This is a genomic window from Streptomyces sp. NPDC003042 (assembly GCF_053591315.1).
The window spans coordinates 18,227-40,770 of record NZ_JBSFTP010000033.1 but is presented as its reverse complement, the minus strand read 5'-3'; the positions used below and the strand labels follow the sequence as shown (position 1 = coordinate 40,770).

The following is a 22,544-nucleotide window of genomic DNA, read 5'->3' as shown; positions in this document are numbered from 1 at the left end:
GCTCGCACCGGCCACCGGCCCACAGGGTCCGCATCGGCGCAGCGGCCCCCGGGGTCAGGCCACAAGGTTGGGGTGCCAGCGGCGGGCTACCGCGGGGTGGGCGCGGATCCAGCCCTTGAGTTCGTTGCGGCCGTACTCCGCGTGCAGCGGGTTGGCCGCGTCGTGGGCTATGCCCGGCGCCGAGCGCAGGTACTCCCCGGGGACGGTGTCCACCACCGCGTCCAGCCGGGGGTTGTAGAAGAACGGCACCGAGTACCGCTCCACCGCGCCCGGCGGGCTGACCACCCGGTGGTCCGTGGCCCGCAGGTAGCCCTCCGTCGCGATCTCCAGCAGTTCCCCCAGGTTGACCACGAAGGCCCCCGGCATCGGCGGGATGTCGACGTAGGCGCCGTCCCGGACGACCTGGAGCCCGCCGACCGCGTCCTGGAGGAGCAGGGTCAGGAAGCCGTAGTCCTTGTGCGCGCCGACCCCCTGGTCCGTGCCGGACGGGGCGGATCCGGGGTAGCGGATCAGTTTCGTGTGCAGGTGCGGCCGGTCCGCGAAGGCCGCGTCGAAGAAGTGCGGGGGCGCGCCGATCGAGGCCAGCAGCTCCTGGAGCAGCCGGTGGGCCACCGCCGCCAGCCGTGACTGCCACTCCAGTACGACGTCCCGCAGCTCCGGCAGCGCCGCCGGCCACTGGTTGGGGCCCTCCAGCCACAGGTACGCGGGGTCACCCGGCCGCAGCACCGGCGCCGGCCGCTCCGCGCCGATGTCCAGCTGGTCCCGCCAGTCGGAGGCCCCGCCCGTCAGCTCGTGTCCGATCCGGGTGTAGCCGCGGAAGTGGGGGGAGTTCAGATTGCTCACGGCCAGCCGTTCGGCTTCCGGGAGGGCGAAGAAGGTCCGGGCCAGCTCCAGGATCCGGGCGGTTTCCGCCTCGCTGATCCCGTGCCCGGTCAGGTAGAGGAAGCCGGTGTCCCGGGCGGCGGCGTGCAGCTGCTTCCGGAATTCGTCCCGCTCGGCCGGGTCGTCGGCCCGGGAGAGGTCGATCACGGCCAGGGAGAAAGAGGGGTGCACGGACGGCATGACAGCTCCGTTTCGGATGTCACAGGGTCCTGTGCCCCAGAGATGGCGGGGCGACGGGTGGAGCGGGCCGCCGGCAGGGATGGCGCCGGGGGCCGCGTGGCCGCGCGCAGGACCGAAGTCGGATCGGGGTGGATCAGGCTCGTGCGAGGTCCGGCGGCAGACAGCTCGTCGTGGTGACACGCATGTGATCCACATGGCGGCGCTTCACGAGGAGAACGGTCATACGGTGAGCGTACGCCCGTACCCACCCCTGTCCGTACGGGTCGATCAGGCCTGGCCGGAGAGTGCCGTCCGCGGACCGGCTAGGCTGGACCCGTGGCAGTTGTCGATGTATCCGAAGAGCTGAAGTCCCTCTCGTCGACCATGGGGTCGATCGAGGCCGTCCTGGACCTCGACAAACTGAGGGCAGATATCGCCGTGCTCGAGGAGCAGGCAGCCGCGCCGTCCCTGTGGGACGACCCGGAAGCCGCCCAGAAGATCACGAGCAAGCTTTCGCACCTCCAGGCCGAGGTCCGCAAGACCGAGAACCTGCGTGGGCGCATCGACGACCTCGCGGTGCTGTTCGAGCTCGCCCAGGAAATGGACGACGCGGACACCCTGGCGGAGGCGGAGATCGAGCTGGTCTCCGTGCGCAAGGCGCTGGACGAGATGGAGGTCCGCACCCTGCTCTCCGGCGAGTACGCCGAGCGCGAGGCGCTGGTCAACATCCGGGCCGAGGCCGGCGGCGTCGACGCCTCCGACTTCGCCGAGCGCCTCCAGCGCATGTACCTGCGCTGGGCGGAGCGCCACGGCTACCCGACCGAGGTGTACGAGACCTCGTACGCGGAAGAGGCCGGCATCAAGTCGACCACCTTCGTCGTCAAGGCCCCGTACGCGTACGGCACCCTTTCCGTCGAGCAGGGCACCCACCGGCTCGTCCGGATCTCGCCCTTCGACAACCAGGGCCGCCGCCAGACGTCCTTCGCGGGCGTCGAGGTGCTGCCGGTCGTCGAGTCCAGCGACCACGTCGAGATCGACGAGGGCGAGCTGCGCGTCGACGTGTACCGCGCCTCGGGCCCCGGCGGCCAGGGCGTCAACACGACCGACTCGGCCGTGCGCATCACGCACCTGCCGACCGGCATCGTGGTCTCCTGCCAGAACGAGCGCTCGCAGATCCAGAACAAGGCCAGCGCGATGAACGTGCTCCAGGCCAAGCTGCTGGAGCGGCGCCGCCAGGAGGAGAAGGACAAGATGGACGCCCTCAAGGACGGCGGCAGCTCCTGGGGCAACCAGATGCGGTCCTACGTCCTGCACCCGTACCAGATGGTCAAGGACCTGCGGACGGAGTTCGAGGTCGGCAACCCGCAGGCGGTGCTCGACGGCGAGATCGACGGCTTCCTGGAGGCCGGCATCCGCTGGCGCAAGCAGCAGGAGCAGACCGCGTAACGGCGCGTTCAGCGCTTTTCGAGGATTCGAGGAAGGGCCCGGACACCTGCAGGTGTCCGGGCCCTTCCCCATTTCGTGTGATCTACGTGTGATCGGGACGTGGCGGGCGGCTACGCGGTCTGAGCCACCAGCGCCAGCGCTGCCACCAGCACCACCAGAAGCGCGATGAGTGTCACCGGATTCAGGCCGGAGAAGGGGCCCTCCTGCTGGAGGCGCTGTCTGCTCACCCGGCACACCGGGCAGCGGCCCTGGCTGACGGGCGCGGCGCAGTTCGCGCACACGAGCCGGTCATATGTCATGCGCTACTCCTCTCGTCCCCTCGATCCGCTCGTCGGATACAACGGCAGGGGGACCGAGTCCGTTCCCCTACCACTGTGCCAGCTCCGCCGACATTCGGCGCGCCCCGTCCGGACCATCACGATCGGGCTCCGACGGCACCCGTGGATAAAACGGGCAACTCGTGATGCCGGGTCCACACCTCGCGCCCGTTCGCGTATGGTCACGCACACCTACTCCCGGCGACCGTGGTGCACCCGTGATCCGATTCGACAACGTGTCCAAGTCCTACCCGAAGCAGAACCGCCCCGCACTCAGAGATGTCTCCCTGGACATCGCGAAGGGCGAGTTCGTCTTCCTGGTCGGCTCCTCCGGCTCCGGCAAGTCCACCTTCCTGCGGCTGGTGCTGCGCGAGGAACGGGCGAGCCACGGCCAGGTGCACGTCCTGGGCAAGGATCTCGCCAAGCTCTCCAACTGGAAGGTCCCGCACATGCGGCGCCAGCTGGGGACCGTCTTCCAGGACTTCCGCCTCCTCCCCAACAAGACGGTCGCCGAGAACGTCGCCTTCGCGCAGGAGGTCATCGGCAAGCCGCGCGGCGAGATCCGCAAGGCCGTCCCCCAGGTGCTGGAGCTGGTGGGACTCGGCGGCAAGGAGGGGCGGATGCCGGGCGAGCTGTCCGGCGGCGAGCAGCAGCGCGTGGCCATCGCCCGCGCCTTCGTCAACCGCCCCGCCCTGCTGATCGCGGACGAGCCGACGGGAAACCTCGACCCGCAGACCTCCGTGGGGATCATGAAGCTGCTGGACCGGATCAACCGGACCGGCACCACGGTCATCATGGCGACGCACGACCAGCAGATCGTGGACCAGATGCGCAAGCGCGTCATCGAACTCGAACAGGGCCGACTCGTACGCGACCAGTCGCGCGGCGTCTACGGCTACCAGCACTGAAAGGTCCCCAGACGCATGCGCGCCCAGTTCGTCATGTCGGAGATCGGCGTCGGCCTCCGCCGCAATCTCACCATGACCTTCGCGGTCATCATCTCGGTGGCTCTGTCGCTGGCCCTGTTCGGCGGCTCCCTGCTCATGCGCGACCAGGTGAGCGCGATGAAGGGGTACTGGTACGACAAGGTCAACGTCACGGTCTACCTCTGCACCAAGAACGACGCCCTGGAAGCCGCCGGGAGTCCCGCCGCGGGTGCGGCGGCGTCCGGAGCGGCCGAAACGGTCGGTGACGCCAAACCCTGCGCCAAGGGGGCGGTGACCCCCGAGCAGAAGCAGGGGATCGAGACCGAGCTCAAGAAGATGGACCTCGTCCAGACCGTCATGTACGAGTCCTCGGACGAGGCCTACAAGCACTACAAGGAGCGCTTCGGCCACACGGCGCTGGCCTCGGTCGTCACCCCGGACCAGATGCCCGACTCCTTCCGGGTCAAGCTGAAGAACCCGGAGAAGTACGAGGTCATCACCTCCGCCTTCACCGGCCGGGACGGGGTCCAGTCGGTGGCCGACCAGAGCAGCGAGCTGGACAACCTCTTCCAGCTGCTCGGCACGCTCAACTGGGCGGCGCTCGGCATCATGCTGATCATGCTGATCGTGGCGCTGCTGCTGATCGTCAACACCGTGCGCGTCTCGGCGTTCAGCCGTCGGCGCGAGACCGGCATCATGCGGCTGGTGGGCGCCTCCAGCTTCTACATCCAGGTGCCGTTCATCATGGAGGCCGCCGTCGCGGGCCTCATCGGCGCCGTCTTCGCCTGCGGCATGCTGGGCGCCGGCCAGTACTTCGTGATCGACCACGGTGTCGCGCTCCGCGACAAGCTGGAGCTGATCAACTTCATCGGCTGGGACGCCGTCCTCACCAAGCTGCCGCTGGTGTTGGTCATCGGCCTGCTGATGCCCTCCCTGGCCGCCTTCGTCGCGTTGCGCAAGTACCTGAAGGTGTGACGAGCGCCCCGCGTGCGGTCCGGTCAACCTCCCGTACCGCAGTGGGGCTTGTCCTAGACTCGGCGCCATGCCGGGTATGCCCGCCCTCCGTCTCCGGCCCCGCGACCTGCGTCGCGGGGCCGTTTTGACGTTGCTCTTCCTCGCCTCCGTCGCCGCCGCCGCGGGCACCGGCTGCTGGGACGTCGAGGCCCCCCGCGCGACCGGCACCGCGGCGGCCGGCTCCGCGCCCGCCGCGGCCCCGGAGGCCCCCCGCGCGAGCGGCACCGCGGACCGGGAGGCCGTCGCCCGCGCCGTCGCCGAGGCCGTCGCCGACGGGAAGTCGGGCAAGAAGGCCGCCCAGGACGTGGTCAGCCGCAGCGGCGACCGCTGGGGCACGGTCTACGACCGGGGCGAGTACGCCGCCTTCGCCGAGGACCTCGACGGCCGCTGGACCGGGGTCGGGCTCTGGGCCGGGCGGGACCGCGACGGCCGGATCCAGGTCGACAGGGTCCAGCCGGACAGCCCCGCCGCCCGGGCCGGCTTACGCGCCGGGGACCGGCTGCTGAGCGTCAACGGGCACACCGTCACGGGCCTCGCGGTGACCGATGTCGTGGCGCTGCTGCGCGGCGACGCCGGCACCCCCGTCGTGCTGGGCCTCAGCCGCGGCGGCGCCGACCTCACCGAGACCCTCCGCCGCGAGCGCCTGCGCGCCGAGCCGGTGACCGTACGCAGGCTCCCGGACGGGATCACCGTCATCAAGGTCGCCTCCTTCACCCGGGGCTCGGGGGAGCGGGTACGGGCGGCCGTCCGCGCCGCGCCGCCCGGCGCCGGGGTCATGCTGGACCTGCGCGGCAACCCGGGCGGGCTGGTCACCGAGGCGGTGACGGCGGCCTCCGCGTTCCTGGACGGCGGTCTCGTGGCGACGTACGACGTACGGGGCTCCGAGCGCGCCCTGTACGCCGCCCCGGGCGGGGACACTCACCGCCCGCTGGTCGCCCTGGTCGACGGCGGCACGATGAGCGCGGCCGAGCTGGTCACGGGCGCCCTCCAGGACCGCGGCCGCGCGGTGACGGTGGGCAGCCGCACCTTCGGCAAGGGCTCGGTGCAGATGCCCACGGAGCTGCCGGACGGCTCGGTGGCCGAGCTGACGGTGGGCACGTACCGCACACCGGCGGGCCGCAGCCTCGACGGCGGGGGCATCACCCCCGACCTGGCGGCGGGCGAGGGCGCCGAGGAAAGGGCCCGCGCGGTATTGGGTGGCCGCGGGGTGGGTCCGTAGTGCGAAAATGACAGCACTATGGCTAAGGAAACAGGGCGCAAGCTGATCGCCCAGAACAAGAAGGCGCGGCACGACTACACGATCATCGACACCTACGAGTGCGGTCTCGTGCTCACCGGTACCGAGGTCAAGTCCCTGCGCCAGGGCCGGGCCTCCCTGGTGGACGGCTTCGTGACCATGGAGGGCAACGAGGCCTGGCTCTACAACGTCCACGTGCCGGAGTACAGCCAGGGCACCTGGACCAACCACAGCGCCCGGCGCAAGCGCAAGCTCCTCATGCACCGGGAGGAGATCGACAAGCTGGACTCGAAGGCGCAGGAGTCGGGTCACACGATCGTGCCCCTGTCGCTGTACTTCAAGGACGGCCGGTGCAAGGTCGAGATCGCGCTGGCGAAGGGCAAGAAGGAGTACGACAAGCGGCAGACGCTGCGCGAGAAGCAGGACACCCGCGAGACGAACCGGGCGATCGCGGCCGTACGCCGCAAGCAGCGGGGTACGGTTTAACCTCCTGGCACGTGGAGGCCTACTTCGCGTACCATGGTGCGAGCACCCCCCCTCGTGGGGGGAGCGGCTTGTGCAGGACTTAATTCAATAGCGTGAAACATGGGGATGATCGGTTTCGACAGCGGATGTCGATGCAGGGGAAGCGAGCCGAGGAAGCGGCAATGATCTCGTTAACCATATGTCGCAAACAATAATCGCCAACTCCAAGAGCGATAACTCCCGCTTCACCCTCGCTGCCTAATAACAGTGAGCTGAAGCCTCTGTGAGGAGCGTCAGCCCGGAAGTGGTCCCGGTCCGGATCCTGGCGTCAATTAGGGATCTAAACCTCTAGCCCCGGTCACGGGGGTTTGAGGGAAATCAAACAGTGACTGAGCCCGTCGGAGACTTGTCCGTGTGATCTCCGGGGCCGAGAAAAGCGCAGCGGAATGCGCTCGGAGAAGCCCTGCTTCTGCACCGTTGGACGCGGGTTCGATTCCCGCCATCTCCACCACCCCATGTGAGGCAAAGGCCCCGCAGCCTGTCGGCTGCGGGGCCTTTGTCATGCGCTGCCTGCCGCTGTCAGCAGAACGGCACCTTGTTGAGGTTCAGGGCGTAGCGGGCGGAGATCCAGCCGCGGCCGTCGGCCAGCTTGTACCAAATCGAATTGCCTTGGACGTTCTGGCCGTTCACCTTGCACTGGAGGGCGACCACCGAGTTGCTCTTGGCCTTGCCCGTCACGGCGTACTGCGTGCCGGGGCCGGAGCGGATGCCGAGAGCCTTGCTGCCGGACTTGACGATGCGCGCCTTCGGGGCGTGCTTGTCGTTGTGGTGGGCGCCGCACTTCTTGCAGACGCCGGGCTTGCCCTTGTCGCCCTTCGGTCCCTGCGGTCCGGCGGGGCCCTGCGGGCCGGTGGGGCCCTGGGGTCCCTGCGGTCCGGGAGGACCGCCCGAGGGTCCGGTCGGTCCCTGCGGGCCGGTGGGGCCCTGGGGTCCGGCGGGGCCGCCGGAAGGTCCGGTGGGTCCCTGCGGTCCGGCCGGTCCCGAGGGTCCGGCGGGACCGGAAGCTCCCGTGGCTCCCTGCGGGCCGGTGGGGCCCTGGGGACCCTGGGGTCCGGCAGGTCCGCCCGAGGGGCCGGTGGGGCCCTGGGGTCCGGCCGGTCCCGAGGGTCCGGCGGGGCCGGAAGCTCCGGAGGGGCCCTGAGGTCCGGCGGGCCCCTGGGGGCCCTGGGGTCCCTGCGGTCCGGCGGGTCCGCCCGAGGGGCCGGTGGGGCCCTGGGGTCCGGCCGGTCCGGCCGGTCCGGAAGCTCCGGAGGGGCCCTGAGGTCCGGCGGGGCCTTGCGGTCCCTGGGGCCCCTGAGGTCCCTGGGGTCCGGTGTCGCCGCGGTCGCCCTTCTCCCCGCGGTCGCCCTGGTCGCCGCGCTCGCCCTTCTCCCCGCGGTCGCCCTTGTCACCCTTGGGGCCGGGGCGTCCCGGCTTGCCGTGGTGGCCGGGCCTGCCGGGCTGGCCGTCGTGACCGTGGTGGCCGTCGTCGCCCGGGTCGCCCTTGGCGCCCTTCGGGCCGGTCACCGTGGTGGCGACCGCGAACAGGACGGGTTCGTCGGTGCCCGTCGCCCACTCGCCGCCGTCCAGCGTGGTGCCTTCGGGGGCCTTGGGGTCCACCCGTACGGCGACTGCCAGCCGCGTCCGGGTGTTCGCCGGGAAGGTGAAGCCGGCTCGGGTCCCGGCGTTGCAGGTCAGCAGGCGGGCGTTCGCCGAGCGGGTGCACGGGGTGGCGGCCCGCTTGCCGTCCCAGTAGAAGCGGGCCTCCGGGAAGGTCGTCCGCTCCGGAGCGGTGATCCGGAACGTGCTGCTGACGGCCGGAGCGGCTCCGTTGGACGCCGCGATGATGATGCGGCCCGAATTGCCGGGGGCGATCGAGGGAACGTACGGCTGGGAGAACCGGATCGTCGACGAGTCGGCGAGAGCCGGTACGGCCGGTACCAGACAACTCGCGGTGACGGCGGCGACGATCAGGGCCGAGGGCGCGAAGCGTGAAGCAGGCAAGGGGTGTTCCTCCGCAAAGGGAAGGGCGCTGGGGAAGACACCCATAGTTATTGCGGATCATCAGCCGCAGCGGTGGTTACCACGCGGGTGTCATCACCCGCCCGCCGCATGAATCGGCTCGTCGCGGGGGTCAGGAGCAGTGCGAGGAGCGCGGCCGCGGCGGGCACGGCGTACGCCGTCGTGGTGCCGAGGTGGTCGACGGTGAGGCCCGCGGTCGCCGAGCCGGCCGCGATGCCCGCCAGGATGGCGGTGACGGCGACGGTCATGCCCTCGTTGATCCGGCTCTGCGGGGTGGCGCGATGGACGAGGGCCATCGCGGTGACCATCACCGGGGCCGTGGCTATGCCCGCCAGCAGCAGCGCACCGGCCAGCAGGGCCAGGGAGCCGGTGGTCGCGGCGGCCCAGGGCAGCAGCATCGCGGCGGACAGGGCGAGCAGGCAGGCCGGCAGGCCGCGGGGGCGGCGGGTTCCGTAGAACAGGCCGGCGGCGCAGGAGCCCGCCGCCTGGAGGGCGAGGACCGGTCCGACGGCGGCGCCGAGGCCCTGGGCGCCGAGGTGCGCGATCGAGGTGACTTCCATGGAGCCGAAGACCATGCCGGTGGCGAGGAACAGGGCGAGCAGCGGGAGCAGTCCGCGCGCCGGCGAGGGCCCGCGGACGGTCGGTGCTCCGGCAGCGGGGGGCTGCGTGGACCGGTGCGCGGTGAAGACCAGCATGCCGGTGAGGAGCAGGGCGGCGCCGGTGAGGGTGCCCGCCTCCGGGAACAGCGCGGTGCAGAGGAAGGCCGCGGCCACGGGGCCGAGCATGAAGCACAGTTCGTCGGCGGCCTGTTCGAAGGACATCGCCGTGTGGTGCCGGGCGGGAGGCAGGAGGTGGGTCCAGCGGGCGCGGGACATGCCGCCGATGTTGGGGGTGGTGGCGGTCGCGGCGTAGGAGGCGAAGAGGGTCCAGGCGGGGGCCTCGGTGCGGACGCACACGATCAGGCAGAGCGATCCGAGGACGGCGATCACGGTGGCCGGTACGGCGATCCGGGCCTGGCCGTGGCGGTCGACCAGCCGGGCCGTCCACGGCGCGACGAGGGCGGTGGCGGCCAGGCCGGTCGCGGTGACGGCGCCGGCGAGGGCGTACGAGCCGCGCTGCCCCGCGATCATCAGGACCGCGCTGACGCCGAACATGCCCATGGGGAGGCGGGCGATGAGGTTCCCGGCGGTGAAGCCGCGGGCGCCGGGGACGGCGAACAGGCTCCGGTACGGGCCCGGCGGGCGGGTCCGCGCGCGGGCGGGGGAGGGGGTGGCCAGGACCAGGGTGTTGCCGGTCACGGCCATGAGCGGGGTTGTCTGCGGCATGACACGAGCCTGCGGCCAGGACCGTGCGACGGTCCAACACCTGTTCCGGGGCCATTCACGCCATTCGGTTGTTAATCTCCGGGGATGACCTCCCCCGATGTGGATCCCCGGCTGCTGCGCGGCTTCCTCGCCGTGGCCGAGGAACTGCACTTCTCCCGCGCCGCCGCCCGGCTCTACGTCGCCCAGCAGGCCCTCAGCAGGGACGTGCGGCGCCTCGAACAGACCCTGGGCACCGGGCTGTTCGTACGGACCACCCGCGCGGTCGAGCTGACCGCCGAAGGGGAGCGGCTGCTGCCCTACGCCCGCGAGGTGCTGCGCGCGCACGAGGAACTGGCAGCCGCCTTCGCCGGGCCGCCCCGGGCGCTGCTCGTCGACGTCAACACCGACGGACCCGGAACCGGGCGGCGCGTACTGGAGCGGGCCCGTGAACTCGCCCCCCGCCTCGAACTGATGGCCCGCTTCGAGAGCGGACTGACCCACGCCGCCGCCGAGATCGCCGCCGGGAGGCTCGACGTCTCCTTCGGCTACGCGGCCGGGCTGGACCCCGCGCTGCGGGCGCGCCTGGAGCAGCGGCCCGTACGGTACGAGCCGCTCGCCGTGCTGCTGCCCGAGGGGCATCGGCTGGCCGCGCGGGACCACGTGGAGCTGGCCGAGCTGGCCGGGGAGAGGGTGTACGCCGGGGCCGGGAACCCGCGGACCGCGGAGTGGACCGGGCTGGCCCGCGAACTGTTCCGCGGGCGGGGGATCGCGCTGGCGCCGCCCGCGCCGGTGGCGGTCGGCAAGGAGGAATTCGGGCGGGTGATGGCCAAGACCCGCAACCCGGTGCTGGTGACCGTTGACTTCGCCGACATGCCGGGATCCGTGAAGCGGCCCCTGGTCGCCCCCGTACCGCTCTCACCGCTCGCCATGGTGTGGCGCAAGGGCTTCCACCACCCCGGCCTGGACGCCCTCGCCCGGGCGGCCGCCGAGCTCCAGGGCAGCCGCGGATGGCTGGAAGTTCCCCCGGGCAGCTGGCTCCCGGCAGCGCTCACACCGGTGCCGGGCGGCGGGTGAGTGCAAGGTATCTTGCCGGTCACGCGCCGGGGACCGGGGCTGAAACGCGCCGTTCCTAGGGTCTGCCCAAGGATGCGACAGCCTGTGGAGGCGTGTGATGACCGGTACGACCGCACCGCGCAAGGGGGGCCGCTGGATCGAGCGGTGGGATCCCGAGGACGAGACGTTCTGGAGGGAGTCGGGCGAGAAGACCGCCCGGCGCAACCTGCTCTACTCCATCCTCTCCGAGCACATCGGCTTCTCCATCTGGTCGCTGTGGTCCGTGATGGTGCTCTTCATGGGCCCCCAGTACGGCATCGACCCGGCCGGGAAGTTCTTCCTGATCGCGACCGCCACCTGCGTCGGAGCCCTGGTGCGGGTGCCCTACACCTTCGCCGTCGCCCGCTTCGGCGGGCGCAACTGGACCGTCGTCAGCGCCCTGCTCCTGCTCGCGCCGACGGTGGCCGCGCTGCTGGTCATGGAGCCCGGCACCTCGTACGGGACCTTCCTCGCCGTGGCCGCGCTGACCGGGGTCGGCGGCGGCAACTTCGCCTCCTCGATGACGAACATCAACGCCTTCTTCCCGCTGCGCAAGAAGGGCTGGGCCCTCGGACTCAACGCGGGCGGCGGCAACATCGGCGTACCGGTGGTGCAGCTCGTCGCGCTGCTGGTCATCGCGACCGCCGGCGCCGGACACCCCAGGCTGCTGCTCGCCGCGTACCTGCCGCTGATCGTGGCCGCCGCCGTACTGGCCTTCGTACGCATGGACAACCTGGCGCCCGTACGCAACGACACGGGTGCGGTGCGCGAGGCGGTGCGCGACGCGCACACCTGGATCATGTCGTTCCTCTACATCGGCACCTTCGGGTCCTTCATCGGCTACAGCTTCGCCTTCGGGCTGGTGCTCCAGACGCAGTTCGGCCGCACCCCGCTCCAGGCGGCCTCGCTGACCTTCATCGGACCGCTGCTGGGCTCGCTGGTCCGGCCCGTGGGCGGCGCACTGGCCGACCGCTTCGGCGGGGCGCGGATCACGCTCGCCACCTTCCTGGCGATGGCCGCCGCGACCGGCGTCGTCATCCTCGCCTCGGTGCGGGAATCGCTGCCGGTGTTCCTGATCGGATTCGTGGCGCTATTCGCGCTGACCGGGCTCGGCAACGGCTCGACGTACAAGATGATCCCCGGGATCTTCCAGGCCAAGGCACTGGCGCGGGGCATGAGCGGCGAGGACGCCGCCGCGTACGGGCGACGGCTCTCCGGGGCCTCGATGGGGCTGATCGGAGCCGTGGGCGCGCTCGGCGGGCTCGGCATCAACCTGGTGTTCCGCGAGGCGTTCGCGTCCTCCGGATCCGGGACGGCCGCCTTCGTCACCTTCCTCGCCTTCTACGCCGTGTGCTGCGTCGTCACCTGGGCGGTATACCTTCGCCGGCCCGCCCCGGCGCCGGCCCCCGCCGCCGGGACTGCGGCGAAACCGCAGCTCACGTCCGTGTGACGGCGCCTGCGCCGAGGGTGCTTTACGCCGCCGAAATACGGTGGAACCGAGCCTGACACGACGGGTTGGCAGGCTCGGTCACCCCCGACGAGACACCCATCCCCACTGGGCAAGGCAGCCAAGGCAGGTCACCACGATGGACGACGCTACGCAAACCGGACCGCTGGCCGGGTTCACCGTCGGAGTCACGGCCGCCCGGCGGGCCGACGAGCTCATCGCCCTGCTGCGGCGGCGCGGGGCGGCCGTGATGCACGCGCCCGCCCTGCGGATCGTCCCCCTGGCCGACGACAGCGAACTGCTGTCCGCCACCAAGGAACTGATCGACTGCGCCCCGGACGCGGTCGTCGCGACCACCGCGATCGGCTTCCGCGGGTGGATCGAGGCCGCCGACGGCTGGGGCGTCGGCGAGAAGCTCCTCGCCCGGCTGCGCGCCACCGAGCTGCTGGCACGGGGACCGAAGGTCAAGGGTGCCGTACGGGCCGCCGGGCTGGTGGAGACGTGGTCCCCGCAGTCCGAGTCGCTCGCCGAGGTACTGGACCGGCTGCTGGCCGACGGGGTCGCCGGGCGGCGCATCGCGCTCCAGCTGCACGGGGAACCGCTGCCCGGCTTCGTCGAAGCCCTGCGCGCGGGCGGCGCCGAGGTGGTGCCCGTGCCGGTGTACCGGTGGATGCCGCCGGAGGACCTCGCCCCGCTGGACCGGCTGCTGGACGCGGTGGCCGTCGGCTCGGTGGACGCCGTCAGCTTCACCTCGGCCCCGGCGGCGGCCTCAATGCTGTCCCGGGCGGGGGAGCGGGGGCTGCGGGAGGCCGTACTGGAGGCGCTGCGCGGGCGGGTGTTGTCCGCGTGCGTCGGGCCGGTGACCGCGCTGCCGCTCCAGGCGGAAGGGGTGGCCACCGTACAGCCGGAGCGGTTCCGGCTCGGGCCGCTGGTCCAGCTGCTCTGCCAGGAGCTGCCGGGCCGGGCCAGGGTCCTGCCGGTGGCGGGACACCGCCTGGAGGTACGGGGGCACGCGGTGCTCGTGGACCGCGAGCTGCGGCCCGTGCCGCCCGCCGGGATGGCCCTGCTGGAGGCGCTGGCCCGGCGCCCCGGGTGGGTGGTGTCCCGGGCGGAGCTGCTGCGGGCCCTGCCGGGGGCCGGGCGCGACGAACACGCCGTGGAGACGGCGATGGCCCGGCTGCGGGCGGCCCTGGGGATCCCGATGCTGATCCAGACGGTGGTCAAGCGCGGATACCGCCTCTCGGTGGACGCGCGGGGAGAGGGCTGGGTCGGACACCCCGCGTCCTAGTGCACAGGGGCGAGGTGCTTAACCTGATCATGTGATCATCGACGGGGTGGAGATGAGGGGCGTCGCGCTCGACGACGCCGCCGCGCTGGCCGACGTACTGGCCCGCAACCGGGCGTACATGGCGCCCTTCGAACCGCGGCGGCCCGACGCCTTCTACACCGAGGCCGCGCAGCGCGCCCGCATCGAGGAGCTGCTCGCCGACCGGGACGCGGGGCGGGCCGCGCCCTACGTCCTGGTCGAGGCGGACGGCGGGCCGCCGGTCGGCAGCATCAACCTCGTCAGCATCGTGCGCGGAGCGCTGTGCGGCGGCGCCGTCGGCTACTGGGTCGACCGGGCCTGGCACGGCAAGGGGCTGGCCACCGCCGCCCTGGAGGAGGTCTGCCGCAGCGCCCGCGACGAACTCGGCCTGCACCGCGTCGAGGCCGGCACCCTCGTCGACAACACGGCCTCGCAGCGCGTCCTGGCCAAGGCCGGCTTCCAGCAGTACGGGCTCGCCCCCCGCTACCTCCACATCAACGGCGCCTGGCGCGACCACCGCCTCTTCCAGCGGCTGCTGCACGACGATCCGCCCACGCCCTAGTCGGCTGTCACGCGCCCCCCTCGCGGGGGCTTCCGCATCGCCCCCGCCGACGGCACTCTGGGGAGGCTTCCCACGGCGAACGAGGCGGTGACGGGCATGTGGTTCGACTCCGGGCGGGTCTGTCTGGACCTGCTGGCCACCTTCACACCCCACGGGGACGGTGAGGGCATCCCGGACGGCGACGAGCTGCGGCTGTGGCTCGTCGGGGCCGGGCTGGTGCCCGACCGGACCCCGCTCGGGCGGCTCGGACCCGACTGGGTGGCGGCGTTCCGCGGCCTGCGCGGCGATGTGGACACCCTCGTACGGGCGGAACTGGCCGCGGCCGGGGCCGACGAGGGCGCGCTCGCCCGGGTCAACGCGGCGGCCGCCGGTCCGCCTCCGGGACTGTGTGCCGTACGGGACCGGGACGGCCACCTCGTACGGGAACTGCGCGGCGGCGTCGAGTGCGCCGGACTGCTGGCCGCCGTCGCCCGCGACGCCGTGGAACTGCTCACCGACCCCGGCGAGCTGGTGCTGCTGCGGTCCTGCGAGGGCGACGGCTGCTCCCGGATCTACCTCGACACCTCACGCGGGCACCGGCGCCGCTGGTGCTCCAGCGAGCTGTGCGGCAACCGCGAACGGGTCGCCCGCCACCGGCGCCGGGTGCGCACGCCCGTGCCCTGTCCGGGCGAGGCGCACGAACCGGCGTAGCCCGGAGCGGGGTCGGCGCGGGCGGGGTGCGGCGTATCGGGTGGTAACCCCGCGAAACGTCCGCAGCGCGGAACCGGCGTGCGGACAGGCCCTGAATTCGCGTACGGTTGACGGTCGCCCATGCACATCAGAAGGGGGCCTTGGTGGCCGCGCAGAATGCCGCTGTCGACAGCACGGCGGATTCCGTCCGCGATCGGGAGATCGCGGTCGAGCAGACGCATCTCGACCACGTGTACCGACGCCTTGAGGAGAAGATCGACGAGGCGGAATTCCTGATGAACGACGCCGCCAAGCGGGGCCAGGTCGGCACGCCCGGCGCCCTCGCCGAGCGCGACGCGCAGGTCTTCCGCGCCGGGATCCACCTCAACCGCCTGAACAACGAATTCGAGGACTTCCTCTTCGGCCGCGTCGACCTCGTCCTCGGCAAGGACGGCGAGCGCGGCCCCGACGGCGCGTACACCTCCGTCGAACCCGCCGACGACGCGATCCGCCCCGACCTGACCGCCGAGATCGCCGAGACCCTGCACATCGGGCGCATCGGCGTGCTCGACACGGACTACAGCCCGCTCGTCATCGACTGGCGCGCCCCCGCGGCCGCGCCGTTCTACCGCTCCACCCCCAAGGATCCCGGCCGCGTCGTCCGGCGCCGCGTGATCCGCTCCAAGGGGCGCAAGGTGCTCGGTGTCGAGGACGACCTGATGCGCCCCGAGGTCGCCGCGACCCTGAACGGCGAGGAGCTGCCCGTCATCGGCGACGGCGCCCTGATGGCCGCCCTCGGGCGGGCCCGTACGCACTCCATGCGGGACATCGTCTCCTCCATCCAGGCCGAGCAGGACCTGGTCATCCGGGCCCCCGCCGCGTCCGTCGCCGAGGTGGCCGGCGGACCGGGCACCGGCAAGACCGCCGTGGCCCTGCACCGGGCCGCCTACCTGCTCTACCAGGACCGCCGGCGCTACTCCGGCGGCATCCTGATCGTCTCCCCGACCCCGCTGCTCGTCGCGTACACCGAAGGCGTCCTGCCCTCCCTCGGCGAGGAGGGCCAGGTCGCCATCCGGGCACTCGGCTCGCTCGTCGACGGGGCCGAGGCGACCACGTACGACGACCCGGCCGTGGCCCGGATCAAGGGCTCCTCCCGGATGCTCAAGGTGCTCCGCAAGGCCGTACGTGGCGCCCTGGAGCTCGGCGGCGCCAACGGCAGCGCTCCGGAGAGCCTGCGCGTGGTCGCCTTCGGGCGGCGCCAGGAGCTGGAGGCCGCGGAACTCAACCGGATCCGGCAGAACGTGCTCAGCGGCACGGCGCCGGTGAACCTGCTGCGCCCGCGCGCCCGCAAGCTGCTCCTGGACGCCCTCTACGCGAGGTCCGGCGGGCAGGGCCGGCACAGCGACCCGGAACTGGCCGCCGAACTGCGCTCCGCCTTCGACGAGGACATCTCCACCGAGGACGCCTTCATCGGCTTCCTGGGCGCCTGGTGGCCCGAGCTGACCCCGCGCGGGGTGCTGGCGACGATGGCGGACGAGCGCAAGCTCGGCCGCTGGGCGCGCCGGGACCTGAACCCGCGCGAGATCCGCCAGCTGGCCCGCTCCCTGCGCCGCCTGGGCCCGGACGGCAAGGGCCCCCTGTCGGTGCACGACGTGGCCCTGCTGGACGAGCTCCAGCAGCTCCTCGGCGCGCCCGCGCGGCCCAGGCGCCGACGGGAGATGGACCCGCTCGACCAGCTCAGCGGGCTGGAGGAGCTGATGCCGGTCCGCGAGGAGACCCAGTGGGAGCGGGCCGAGCGGATCGCGGCCGAGCGCACCGAGTACGCGCACGTCATCGTGGACGAGGCCCAGGACCTGACGCCGATGCAGTGGCGGATGGTGGGCCGCCGGGGCCGGATGGGCACCTGGACGGTGGTCGGCGACCCGGCGCAGTCCTCCTGGACCGACCCCGAGGAGGCGGCCGCCGCCCGCGACGAGGCGCTGGGGAGCCGGCCGCGCAGGCGGTTCACCCTGACCGTGAACTACCGCAACCCGGCCGAGGTCGCCGAGGTGGCCTCCCGGGTGCTGCGCCTGGCGATGCCGGGCATGGAGCCGCCGACGGCGGTGCGCTCCACGGGCCTGGAGCCCCGTTTCACGGCCGCCGCGGGTGATCTGGGCGCGGCCGTGCGCGAGGAGACCCGCAGGCTGCTGGAGCAGGTGGACGGCACTGTCGGCGTGGTCGTGGCCATGGACCGGCGGGCGCAGGCCGCCGACTGGCTCGCCGACCTGGGCGAGCGGGCGGTGGCGCTGGGCAGCCTGGAGGCCAAGGGCCTGGAGTACGACGCCACGGTGGTCGTCTCCCCGGCGGAGATCGCGGAGGAGTCCCCGGCGGGCCTGCGGGTGCTCTACGTGGCCCTGACGCGCGCGACGCAGCAGCTGACGGTGGTCTCGGCGGAGCGGGACCGGCCGGGCGCCGACGGGGTGCCGGAGCTGCTGCGGCCGGATGGTCCGCGGCCAGGAGCGTGATCCGGGAGACCCGGCGCGCGGGAGGGGGATCGCTTCCGGCGATCCTTTGTTAGCCTGGTGAGGACACCGGCTCGATCCAAGCCCCCGGGCCCAACCTTCGTCGCCTAGAGCGACCACTTGCCGCGAGGCGAGCATGGCGGGCCGGTGTCGTGAACGCAGAGAAACAGGTCCGCGCCTTCCACTCAGTGGGGGGCGCGGACCTGTTTTGTATCAAACCACCATTCCGAAGCCCCGGGATATCTCGTATGGTGGAAGAGTTCTTCCGAAATTTGTAGCTGGTTACCTTGTACTGGCTGGTAGGTGGGACGATCGGACAACAGGTCCGCCACACCTGCCGTGCGGGGGCCCTGTGTACAGAGAACATCAGGGACAGAAGAGGAACACGGCCATGGCAACGGCGCCCAGCGTCTCGTATTCGATGACGGTCCGTCTGGAAGTGCCCGCGAGCGGAACCGCGGTCTCCCAGCTCACCACCGCCGTGGAGTCTTCCGGAGGCTCGGTCACGGGTCTCGACGTGACCGCATCGGGCCACGAGAAGCTCCGTATCGACGTCACCATCGCCGCGACGTCCACCGCGCACGCCGACGAGATCGTCGAGAAGCTGCGCGGCATCGAGGGCGTCAGCCTCGGCAAGGTCTCCGACCGAACCTTCCTGATGCACCTCGGCGGCAAGATCGAGATGGCGTCCAAGCACCCCATCCGCAACCGCGACGACCTCTCGATGATCTACACCCCGGGCGTGGCCCGCGTGTGCATGGCGATCGCCGAGAACCCCGAGGACGCACGCCGCCTCACCATCAAGCGCAACTCCGTCGCAGTCGTGACCGACGGCTCCGCCGTGCTGGGCCTGGGCAACATCGGTCCGATGGCCGCGCTGCCCGTCATGGAGGGCAAGGCGGCCCTCTTCAAGCGCTTCGCCGGCATCGACGCGTGGCCGATCTGCCTCGACACCCAGGACCCCGACGAGATCGTCGCCGTCGTCAAGGCGATCGCCCCGGGCTTCGCCGGCATCAACCTGGAGGACATCTCCGCGCCGCGCTGCTTCGAGATCGAGGCCCGGCTGCGCGAGGCCCTCGACATCCCCGTCTTCCACGACGACCAGCACGGCACCGCGATCGTCGTGCTCGCCGCCCTGACCAACGCACTTCGCGTCGTGGGCAAGGCAGTTGGCGACGTCAAGGTCGTCATGTCGGGCGCCGGCGCGGCCGGTACGGCCATCCTCAAGCTGCTCCTCGCGGCGGGCGTCAAGAACGCCGTCAGCGCTGACATCCACGGCGTCGTGCACGCCGGCCGCCCCGACCTCGTCGACGCGGACCAGGACTCGCCGCTGCGCTGGATCGCCGACAACACCAACCCCGAGGGCTACACCGGCACGCTCAAGGAGGCCGTGGTCGGCGCCGACGTCTTCATCGGCGTCTCGGCTCCCAACGTGCTCTCCGGCGAGGACGTCGCCGCCATGGCCGAGGGGGCCATCGTGTTCGCGCTCGCGAACCCCGACCCCGAGGTGGATCCGGCCGTCGCCCGCCAGACCGCCGCCGTCGTGGCCACCGGACGCTCGGACTTCCCGAACCAGATCAACAACGTGCTGGTCTTCCCGGGCGTCTTCCGCGGCCTGCTGGACGCCCAGTCCCGGACCGTGAACACCGACATGATGCTGGCCGCCGCGAGCGCCCTGGCCGACGTCGTCGGCGAGGACGAGCTGAACGCGAACTACATCATCCCGTCCGTCTTCAACGACAAGGTCGCGGGCGCGGTCGCCGGAGCCGTCCGCAAGGCCGCCTCGGCCGGGTAGTTCCGATCCCCTTGACGGGCCCTGTGACGGGCCTCACCGCTCGCTGATCCCGGCGCGTCGCGAGATGCGGGCCCGGCGGGGCGCCTCTAGGGTTGCGGGGATGCCGGCGTGGCCCCGCGGTCCGCGTCCACCGGAACCCTCTGGTGCGGACGGAGCGTCACCGCGGCGTGACTGTGGCGCTTTTCGTGTGACCCTGGCGGGTGCCGGATTGGCTTTCCCGCCGCTGGTGGGGGCAGGATGCGTAACCGGGCGAGAGGGTCTGACGTTCAGACCCGGGTCCGGGGACTGTCCGAGGGCCCTGGCAGCATCGGCTTCGATCTCACGCCTCTAAGGCAAGTTGAACACGGGAGTACAACATGAACCGCAGTGAGCTGGTGGCCGCTCTGTCCGAGCGCGCCGAGGTGACCCGCAAGGACGCCGACGCCGTTCTGGCCGCGCTCGCCGAGACCGTCGGCGAGATTGTCGCCAAGGGCGACGAGAAGGTCACCATCCCCGGCTTCCTGACCTTCGAGCGCACCCACCGTGCCGCTCGCACCGCGCGCAACCCGCAGACCGGCGACCCCATCCAGATCCCGGCCGGCTACAGCGTGAAGGTCTCCGCGGGCTCCAAGCTCAAGGAAGCCGCCAAGGGCAAGTAGTCCGCCCTTGTGCCGAGGGCCGCACAGGGCCTCGGGACGGCAGGAGTACGCAGTACGCAGCACGTAGAGAAGCCGAAGGGCGGCCACCCCACTGGGGTGGCCGCCCTTCGGTCCGTTCAGGGGCCTCGAAGGCCCTTCGGGGCCCCTGAGGGGCCCTGAAGGGGACTCAGACGAGATCGCCGTTCGGGAGCTCGACCTTGGCGCCCAGCTCGACGAGCTTCTCCATGAAGTTCTCGTAGCCGCGGTTGATCAGGTCGATGCCGTGCACGCGCGAGGTGCCCTCGGCCGCCAGCGCCGCGATCAGGTACGAGAACCCGCCGCGCAGGTCGGGGATGACCAGGTCGGCGCCCTGGAGCTTGGTGGGGCCGGAGACGACCGCCGAGTGCAGGAAGTTGCGCTGGCCGAAGCGGCACGCCGAACCGCCCAGGCACTCCCGGTACAGCTGGATGTGCGCACCCATCTGGTTGAGCGCCGAAGTGAAGCCGAGGCGGGACTCGTAGACCGTCTCGTGGACGATCGACAGGCCCGAGGCCTGGGTCAGGGCCACGACCAGCGGCTGCTGCCAGTCGGTCTGGAAGCCCGGGTGCACGTCCGTCTCCAGCGCGATCGCCTTCAGCGGGCCGCCCGGGTGCCAGAAGCGGATGCCCTCGTCGTCGATCTCGAAGGCGCCGCCGACGCGGCGGAAGGTGTTCAGGAAGGTCATCATCGAGCGCTGCTGCGCCCCGCGGACGTAGATGTTGCCACCGGTCGCCAGGGCCGCGGAAGCCCACGAGGCGGCCTCCAGGCGGTCCGGGAGCGCCTTGTGGTTGTAGCCGCTGAGGCGGTCGACACCGGTGATCCGGATGGTCCGGTCGGTGTCGACCGAGATGATCGCGCCCATCTTCTGCAGGACGCAGATGAGGTCTTCGATCTCGGGCTCGACGGCGGCGTTGCTGAGCTCGGTGACGCCTTCGGCCAGTACGGCCGTCAGCAGGACCTGCTCGGTCGAGCCGACCGACGGGTAGGGCAGGCGGATCTTGCATCCGCGAAGGCGCTGCGGGGCCTCCAGGTACTGACCGCCCTCGCGCTTCTCGATGGTCGCGCCGAACTGGCGGAGCACGTCGAAGTGGAAGTCGATCGGCCGGCCGCCGATGTCGCAGCCGCCCAGGCCCGGGATGAAGGCGTGGCCGAGGCGGTGCAGCAGCGGGCCGCAGAAGAGGATCGGGATCCGGGAGGAACCCGCGTGCGCGTCGATGTCGGCGACGTTGGCGCTCTCGACATAGGTGGGGTCGAGCAGCAGCTCGCCCGGCTCCTCGCCGGGGCGCACGGTCACTCCGTGCAGCTGGAGCAGCCCGCGCACGACCCGCACGTCACGGATGTCGGGAACGTTGCGCAGCCGGCTGGGTTCACTGCCGAGCAGAGCGGCGACCATGGCCTTCGGCACGAGGTTCTTCGCGCCGCGGACACGGATCTCACCCTCGAGCGGGGTACCGCCGTGGACAAGCAGTACATCGTCACTGATGCCGGTCATGGATCTCGCGTTCCGGAGAGGGATGGGCAGGGGGCCAGGGAAAAGGGTAAGGGCCACCACCCCGATCTTTGTATGGCTGACGCGGCCGTAGGACTGTATGAATCCGGCACGGCACCCACAGTGCGCGGCAGGTAGCGGAGCGTCGCGTTCCGGCCGTTCGGGTGGGGCGCGCTCCTTTTTGCCGCCGTGCGCCCTGAGCTGCGTACGGTCAAAACCCGCCGCACGCTCCCCGCGCGGGGGGATAGTGCGAGATCATGTCCGCATGACCGAGGTGTCCTCCCTCACAGGGCGGCTGCTCGTGGCCACCCCCGCCCTCGCGGACCCGAATTTCGACCGCGCGGTGGTGCTGCTGCTCGACCACGACGAGCAGGGCTCCCTCGGCGTTGTCCTCAACCGGCCCACCCCGGTGGACGTGTCCGACATCCTGCTGCCGTGGGCGCCGCTCACCGGTGACCCGGGCGTGGTGTTCCAGGGCGGCCCCGTGGCGATGGACTCGGCCCTGGGGATCGCGGTGATCCCGGGCGAGGAGGGCCCGCTCGGCTGGCGCCGGGTGCACGGGGCGATCGGCCTGGTCGACCTGGAGAGCCCGCCGGAGCTGCTGGCCGCCGCGCTGGGGGGCCTGCGGATCTTCGCCGGCTACTCCGGATGGGGGCCCGGCCAGCTGGAGGCCGAGCTGGGCAACGGCGCCTGGTACGTCGTGGACTCGGAGCCGGGCGACGTCTCCTTCCCGGACCCCGAACGGCTGTGGAGGGCGGTCCTGCGCCGCCAGCGCAGCGAGCTGGCCATGGTCGCCACCTATCTGGACGACCCGTCGCTGAACTGACCCCGGCGCGGTTCAGTACCCTGGGTTTTATGAGCACTCTTGAGCCCGATCGCGGGACTGGTACGGGGACCCTCGTAGAGCCGACGCCACAGGTGTCCCACGGCGACGGCGATCACGAGCGCTTCGCCCACTACGTCCAGAAGGACAAGATCATGGCGAGCGCGCTCGACGGCACCCCCGTCGTCGCGCTCTGCGGCAAGGTCTGGGTACCGGGCCGCGACCCGAAGAAGTACCCCGTCTGCCCCATGTGCAAGGAGATCTACGAATCCATGGGCGCCGGTGGCGACAAGGACAAGGGCGGCAAGGACACGTAGCGGTCCGGCCCTCTTTCGCGGGACCGAGGCCTCTGTGCGCACGTGTGCGCCCGGGGGCCTTTTCCGTGCCCGGGGG

The 22,544-nt window shown here is 71.7% G+C and carries 20 protein-coding genes and 1 other RNA gene; 16 read left to right on the top strand and 5 right to left on the bottom strand.

All coding sequences use genetic code 11. From position 1 onward, the window contains the following. Positions 1-54: 54 nt before the first annotated feature. On the bottom strand, positions 55-1,062 hold the full coding sequence (locus ACWDYJ_RS18260; RefSeq protein ID WP_451566577.1) for an isopenicillin N synthase family dioxygenase: 1,008 nt from the start codon (positions 1,060-1,062) through the stop codon (positions 55-57). Between the two features lie 315 nt (positions 1,063-1,377). Between ACWDYJ_RS18260 and prfB the strand changes: the two genes are divergently transcribed. Further along, positions 1,378-2,487: a peptide chain release factor 2 gene (gene prfB / locus ACWDYJ_RS18255; RefSeq protein WP_451566576.1), complete on the top strand. Its 1,110-nt coding sequence runs from the start codon at positions 1,378-1,380 to the stop codon at positions 2,485-2,487. Positions 2,488-2,597: 110 nt separating this feature from the next. On the opposite strand, the gene ACWDYJ_RS18250 is transcribed toward prfB, so the two are convergent. After that, on the bottom strand, positions 2,598-2,786 hold the full coding sequence (locus ACWDYJ_RS18250; RefSeq protein WP_451566575.1) for a hypothetical protein: 189 nt from the start codon (positions 2,784-2,786) through the stop codon (positions 2,598-2,600). A gap of 236 nt (positions 2,787-3,022) precedes the next feature. Here ACWDYJ_RS18250 and ftsE point away from each other — a divergent pair, with 236 nt between their 5' ends. The 5 genes from ftsE (at position 3,023) to ssrA (ending at position 6,957) form a co-directional block, all read left to right on the top strand. Then, positions 3,023-3,712 (top strand): cell division ATP-binding protein FtsE, encoded by a 690-nt coding sequence (gene ftsE / locus ACWDYJ_RS18245; protein WP_030240478.1) that lies wholly within the window; start codon positions 3,023-3,025, stop codon positions 3,710-3,712. Between the two features lie 15 nt (positions 3,713-3,727). After that, positions 3,728-4,705 carry a permease-like cell division protein FtsX gene (ftsX, locus tag ACWDYJ_RS18240; RefSeq protein ID WP_451566574.1) on the top strand — a complete coding sequence of 326 codons (978 nt, stop codon included), beginning with the start codon at positions 3,728-3,730 and terminating at the stop codon, positions 4,703-4,705. 67 nt (positions 4,706-4,772) lie between these two features. After that, entirely contained in the window at positions 4,773-5,963 is a 1,191-nt protein-coding gene (locus ACWDYJ_RS18235) for a S41 family peptidase (protein ID WP_451566573.1), read from the top strand. 18 nt (positions 5,964-5,981) lie between these two features. Next, on the top strand, positions 5,982-6,467 hold the full coding sequence (gene smpB, locus ACWDYJ_RS18230) for an SsrA-binding protein SmpB (RefSeq protein ID WP_451566572.1): 486 nt from the start codon (positions 5,982-5,984) through the stop codon (positions 6,465-6,467). A 101-nt stretch (positions 6,468-6,568) separates the two neighbouring features. After that, positions 6,569-6,957: a transfer-messenger RNA gene (gene ssrA / locus ACWDYJ_RS18225) on the top strand. A gap of 68 nt (positions 6,958-7,025) precedes the next feature. Here ssrA and ACWDYJ_RS18220 read toward each other — a convergent pair. Together ACWDYJ_RS18220 and ACWDYJ_RS18215 are read right to left on the bottom strand one after the other, a co-directional pair. Continuing rightward, a complete protein-coding gene (locus ACWDYJ_RS18220) occupies positions 7,026-8,489 on the bottom strand; it encodes an SH3 domain-containing protein (RefSeq protein WP_451566571.1) in 1,464 nt (487 codons plus the stop codon). A gap of 47 nt (positions 8,490-8,536) precedes the next feature. After that, complete coding sequence (locus ACWDYJ_RS18215; RefSeq protein WP_451566570.1) at positions 8,537-9,832, bottom strand: MFS transporter; 1,296 nt, start codon at positions 9,830-9,832, stop codon at positions 8,537-8,539. 84 nt (positions 9,833-9,916) lie between these two features. On the opposite strand from ACWDYJ_RS18215, the gene ACWDYJ_RS18210 reads away from it, so the two are divergent. The 8 genes from ACWDYJ_RS18210 (at position 9,917) to ACWDYJ_RS18175 (ending at position 19,821) form a co-directional block, all read left to right on the top strand. After that, positions 9,917-10,885, top strand: coding sequence for a LysR family transcriptional regulator (locus ACWDYJ_RS18210; RefSeq protein ID WP_451566569.1), 969 nt, complete (start codon positions 9,917-9,919; stop codon positions 10,883-10,885). A gap of 97 nt (positions 10,886-10,982) precedes the next feature. After that, a complete protein-coding gene (locus ACWDYJ_RS18205; protein WP_451566568.1) occupies positions 10,983-12,353 on the top strand; it encodes a nitrate/nitrite transporter in 1,371 nt (456 codons plus the stop codon). A 136-nt stretch (positions 12,354-12,489) separates the two neighbouring features. Then, positions 12,490-13,638, top strand: coding sequence for a uroporphyrinogen-III synthase (locus tag ACWDYJ_RS18200; RefSeq protein ID WP_451566567.1), 1,149 nt, complete (start codon positions 12,490-12,492; stop codon positions 13,636-13,638). 52 nt (positions 13,639-13,690) lie between these two features. Then, positions 13,691-14,218: a GNAT family N-acetyltransferase gene (locus ACWDYJ_RS18195; RefSeq protein WP_451566595.1), complete on the top strand. Its 528-nt coding sequence runs from the start codon at positions 13,691-13,693 to the stop codon at positions 14,216-14,218. A gap of 96 nt (positions 14,219-14,314) precedes the next feature. Beyond that, on the top strand, positions 14,315-14,908 hold the full coding sequence (locus tag ACWDYJ_RS18190; protein ID WP_451566566.1) for a CGNR zinc finger domain-containing protein: 594 nt from the start codon (positions 14,315-14,317) through the stop codon (positions 14,906-14,908). A 143-nt stretch (positions 14,909-15,051) separates the two neighbouring features. Further along, positions 15,052-17,391, top strand: a complete 2,340-nt coding sequence (locus ACWDYJ_RS18185; RefSeq protein WP_451566565.1) for a HelD family protein — start codon at positions 15,052-15,054, stop codon at positions 17,389-17,391. A gap of 388 nt (positions 17,392-17,779) precedes the next feature. Next, positions 17,780-19,183, top strand: a complete 1,404-nt coding sequence (locus ACWDYJ_RS18180; RefSeq protein ID WP_451566564.1) for a malic enzyme-like NAD(P)-binding protein — start codon at positions 17,780-17,782, stop codon at positions 19,181-19,183. Positions 19,184-19,539: 356 nt separating this feature from the next. Continuing rightward, positions 19,540-19,821, top strand: coding sequence for an HU family DNA-binding protein (locus ACWDYJ_RS18175; protein ID WP_007264399.1), 282 nt, complete (start codon positions 19,540-19,542; stop codon positions 19,819-19,821). A 166-nt stretch (positions 19,822-19,987) separates the two neighbouring features. Here ACWDYJ_RS18175 and murA read toward each other — a convergent pair whose 3' ends face one another. Beyond that, a complete protein-coding gene (gene murA, locus ACWDYJ_RS18170; RefSeq protein WP_451566563.1) occupies positions 19,988-21,331 on the bottom strand; it encodes a UDP-N-acetylglucosamine 1-carboxyvinyltransferase in 1,344 nt (447 codons plus the stop codon). A 262-nt stretch (positions 21,332-21,593) separates the two neighbouring features. On the opposite strand from murA, the gene ACWDYJ_RS18165 reads away from it, so the two are divergent. Both ACWDYJ_RS18165 and ACWDYJ_RS18160 read left to right on the top strand, forming a co-directional pair. After that, the gene (locus ACWDYJ_RS18165; RefSeq protein WP_451566562.1) at positions 21,594-22,154 is read left to right on the top strand and encodes a YqgE/AlgH family protein; all 561 of its coding nucleotides are present in this window, start codon (positions 21,594-21,596) and stop codon (positions 22,152-22,154) included. 29 nt (positions 22,155-22,183) lie between these two features. Then, the gene (locus tag ACWDYJ_RS18160; RefSeq protein ID WP_451566561.1) at positions 22,184-22,468 is read left to right on the top strand and encodes a DUF3039 domain-containing protein; all 285 of its coding nucleotides are present in this window, start codon (positions 22,184-22,186) and stop codon (positions 22,466-22,468) included. Positions 22,469-22,544: the final 76 nt, after the last annotated feature.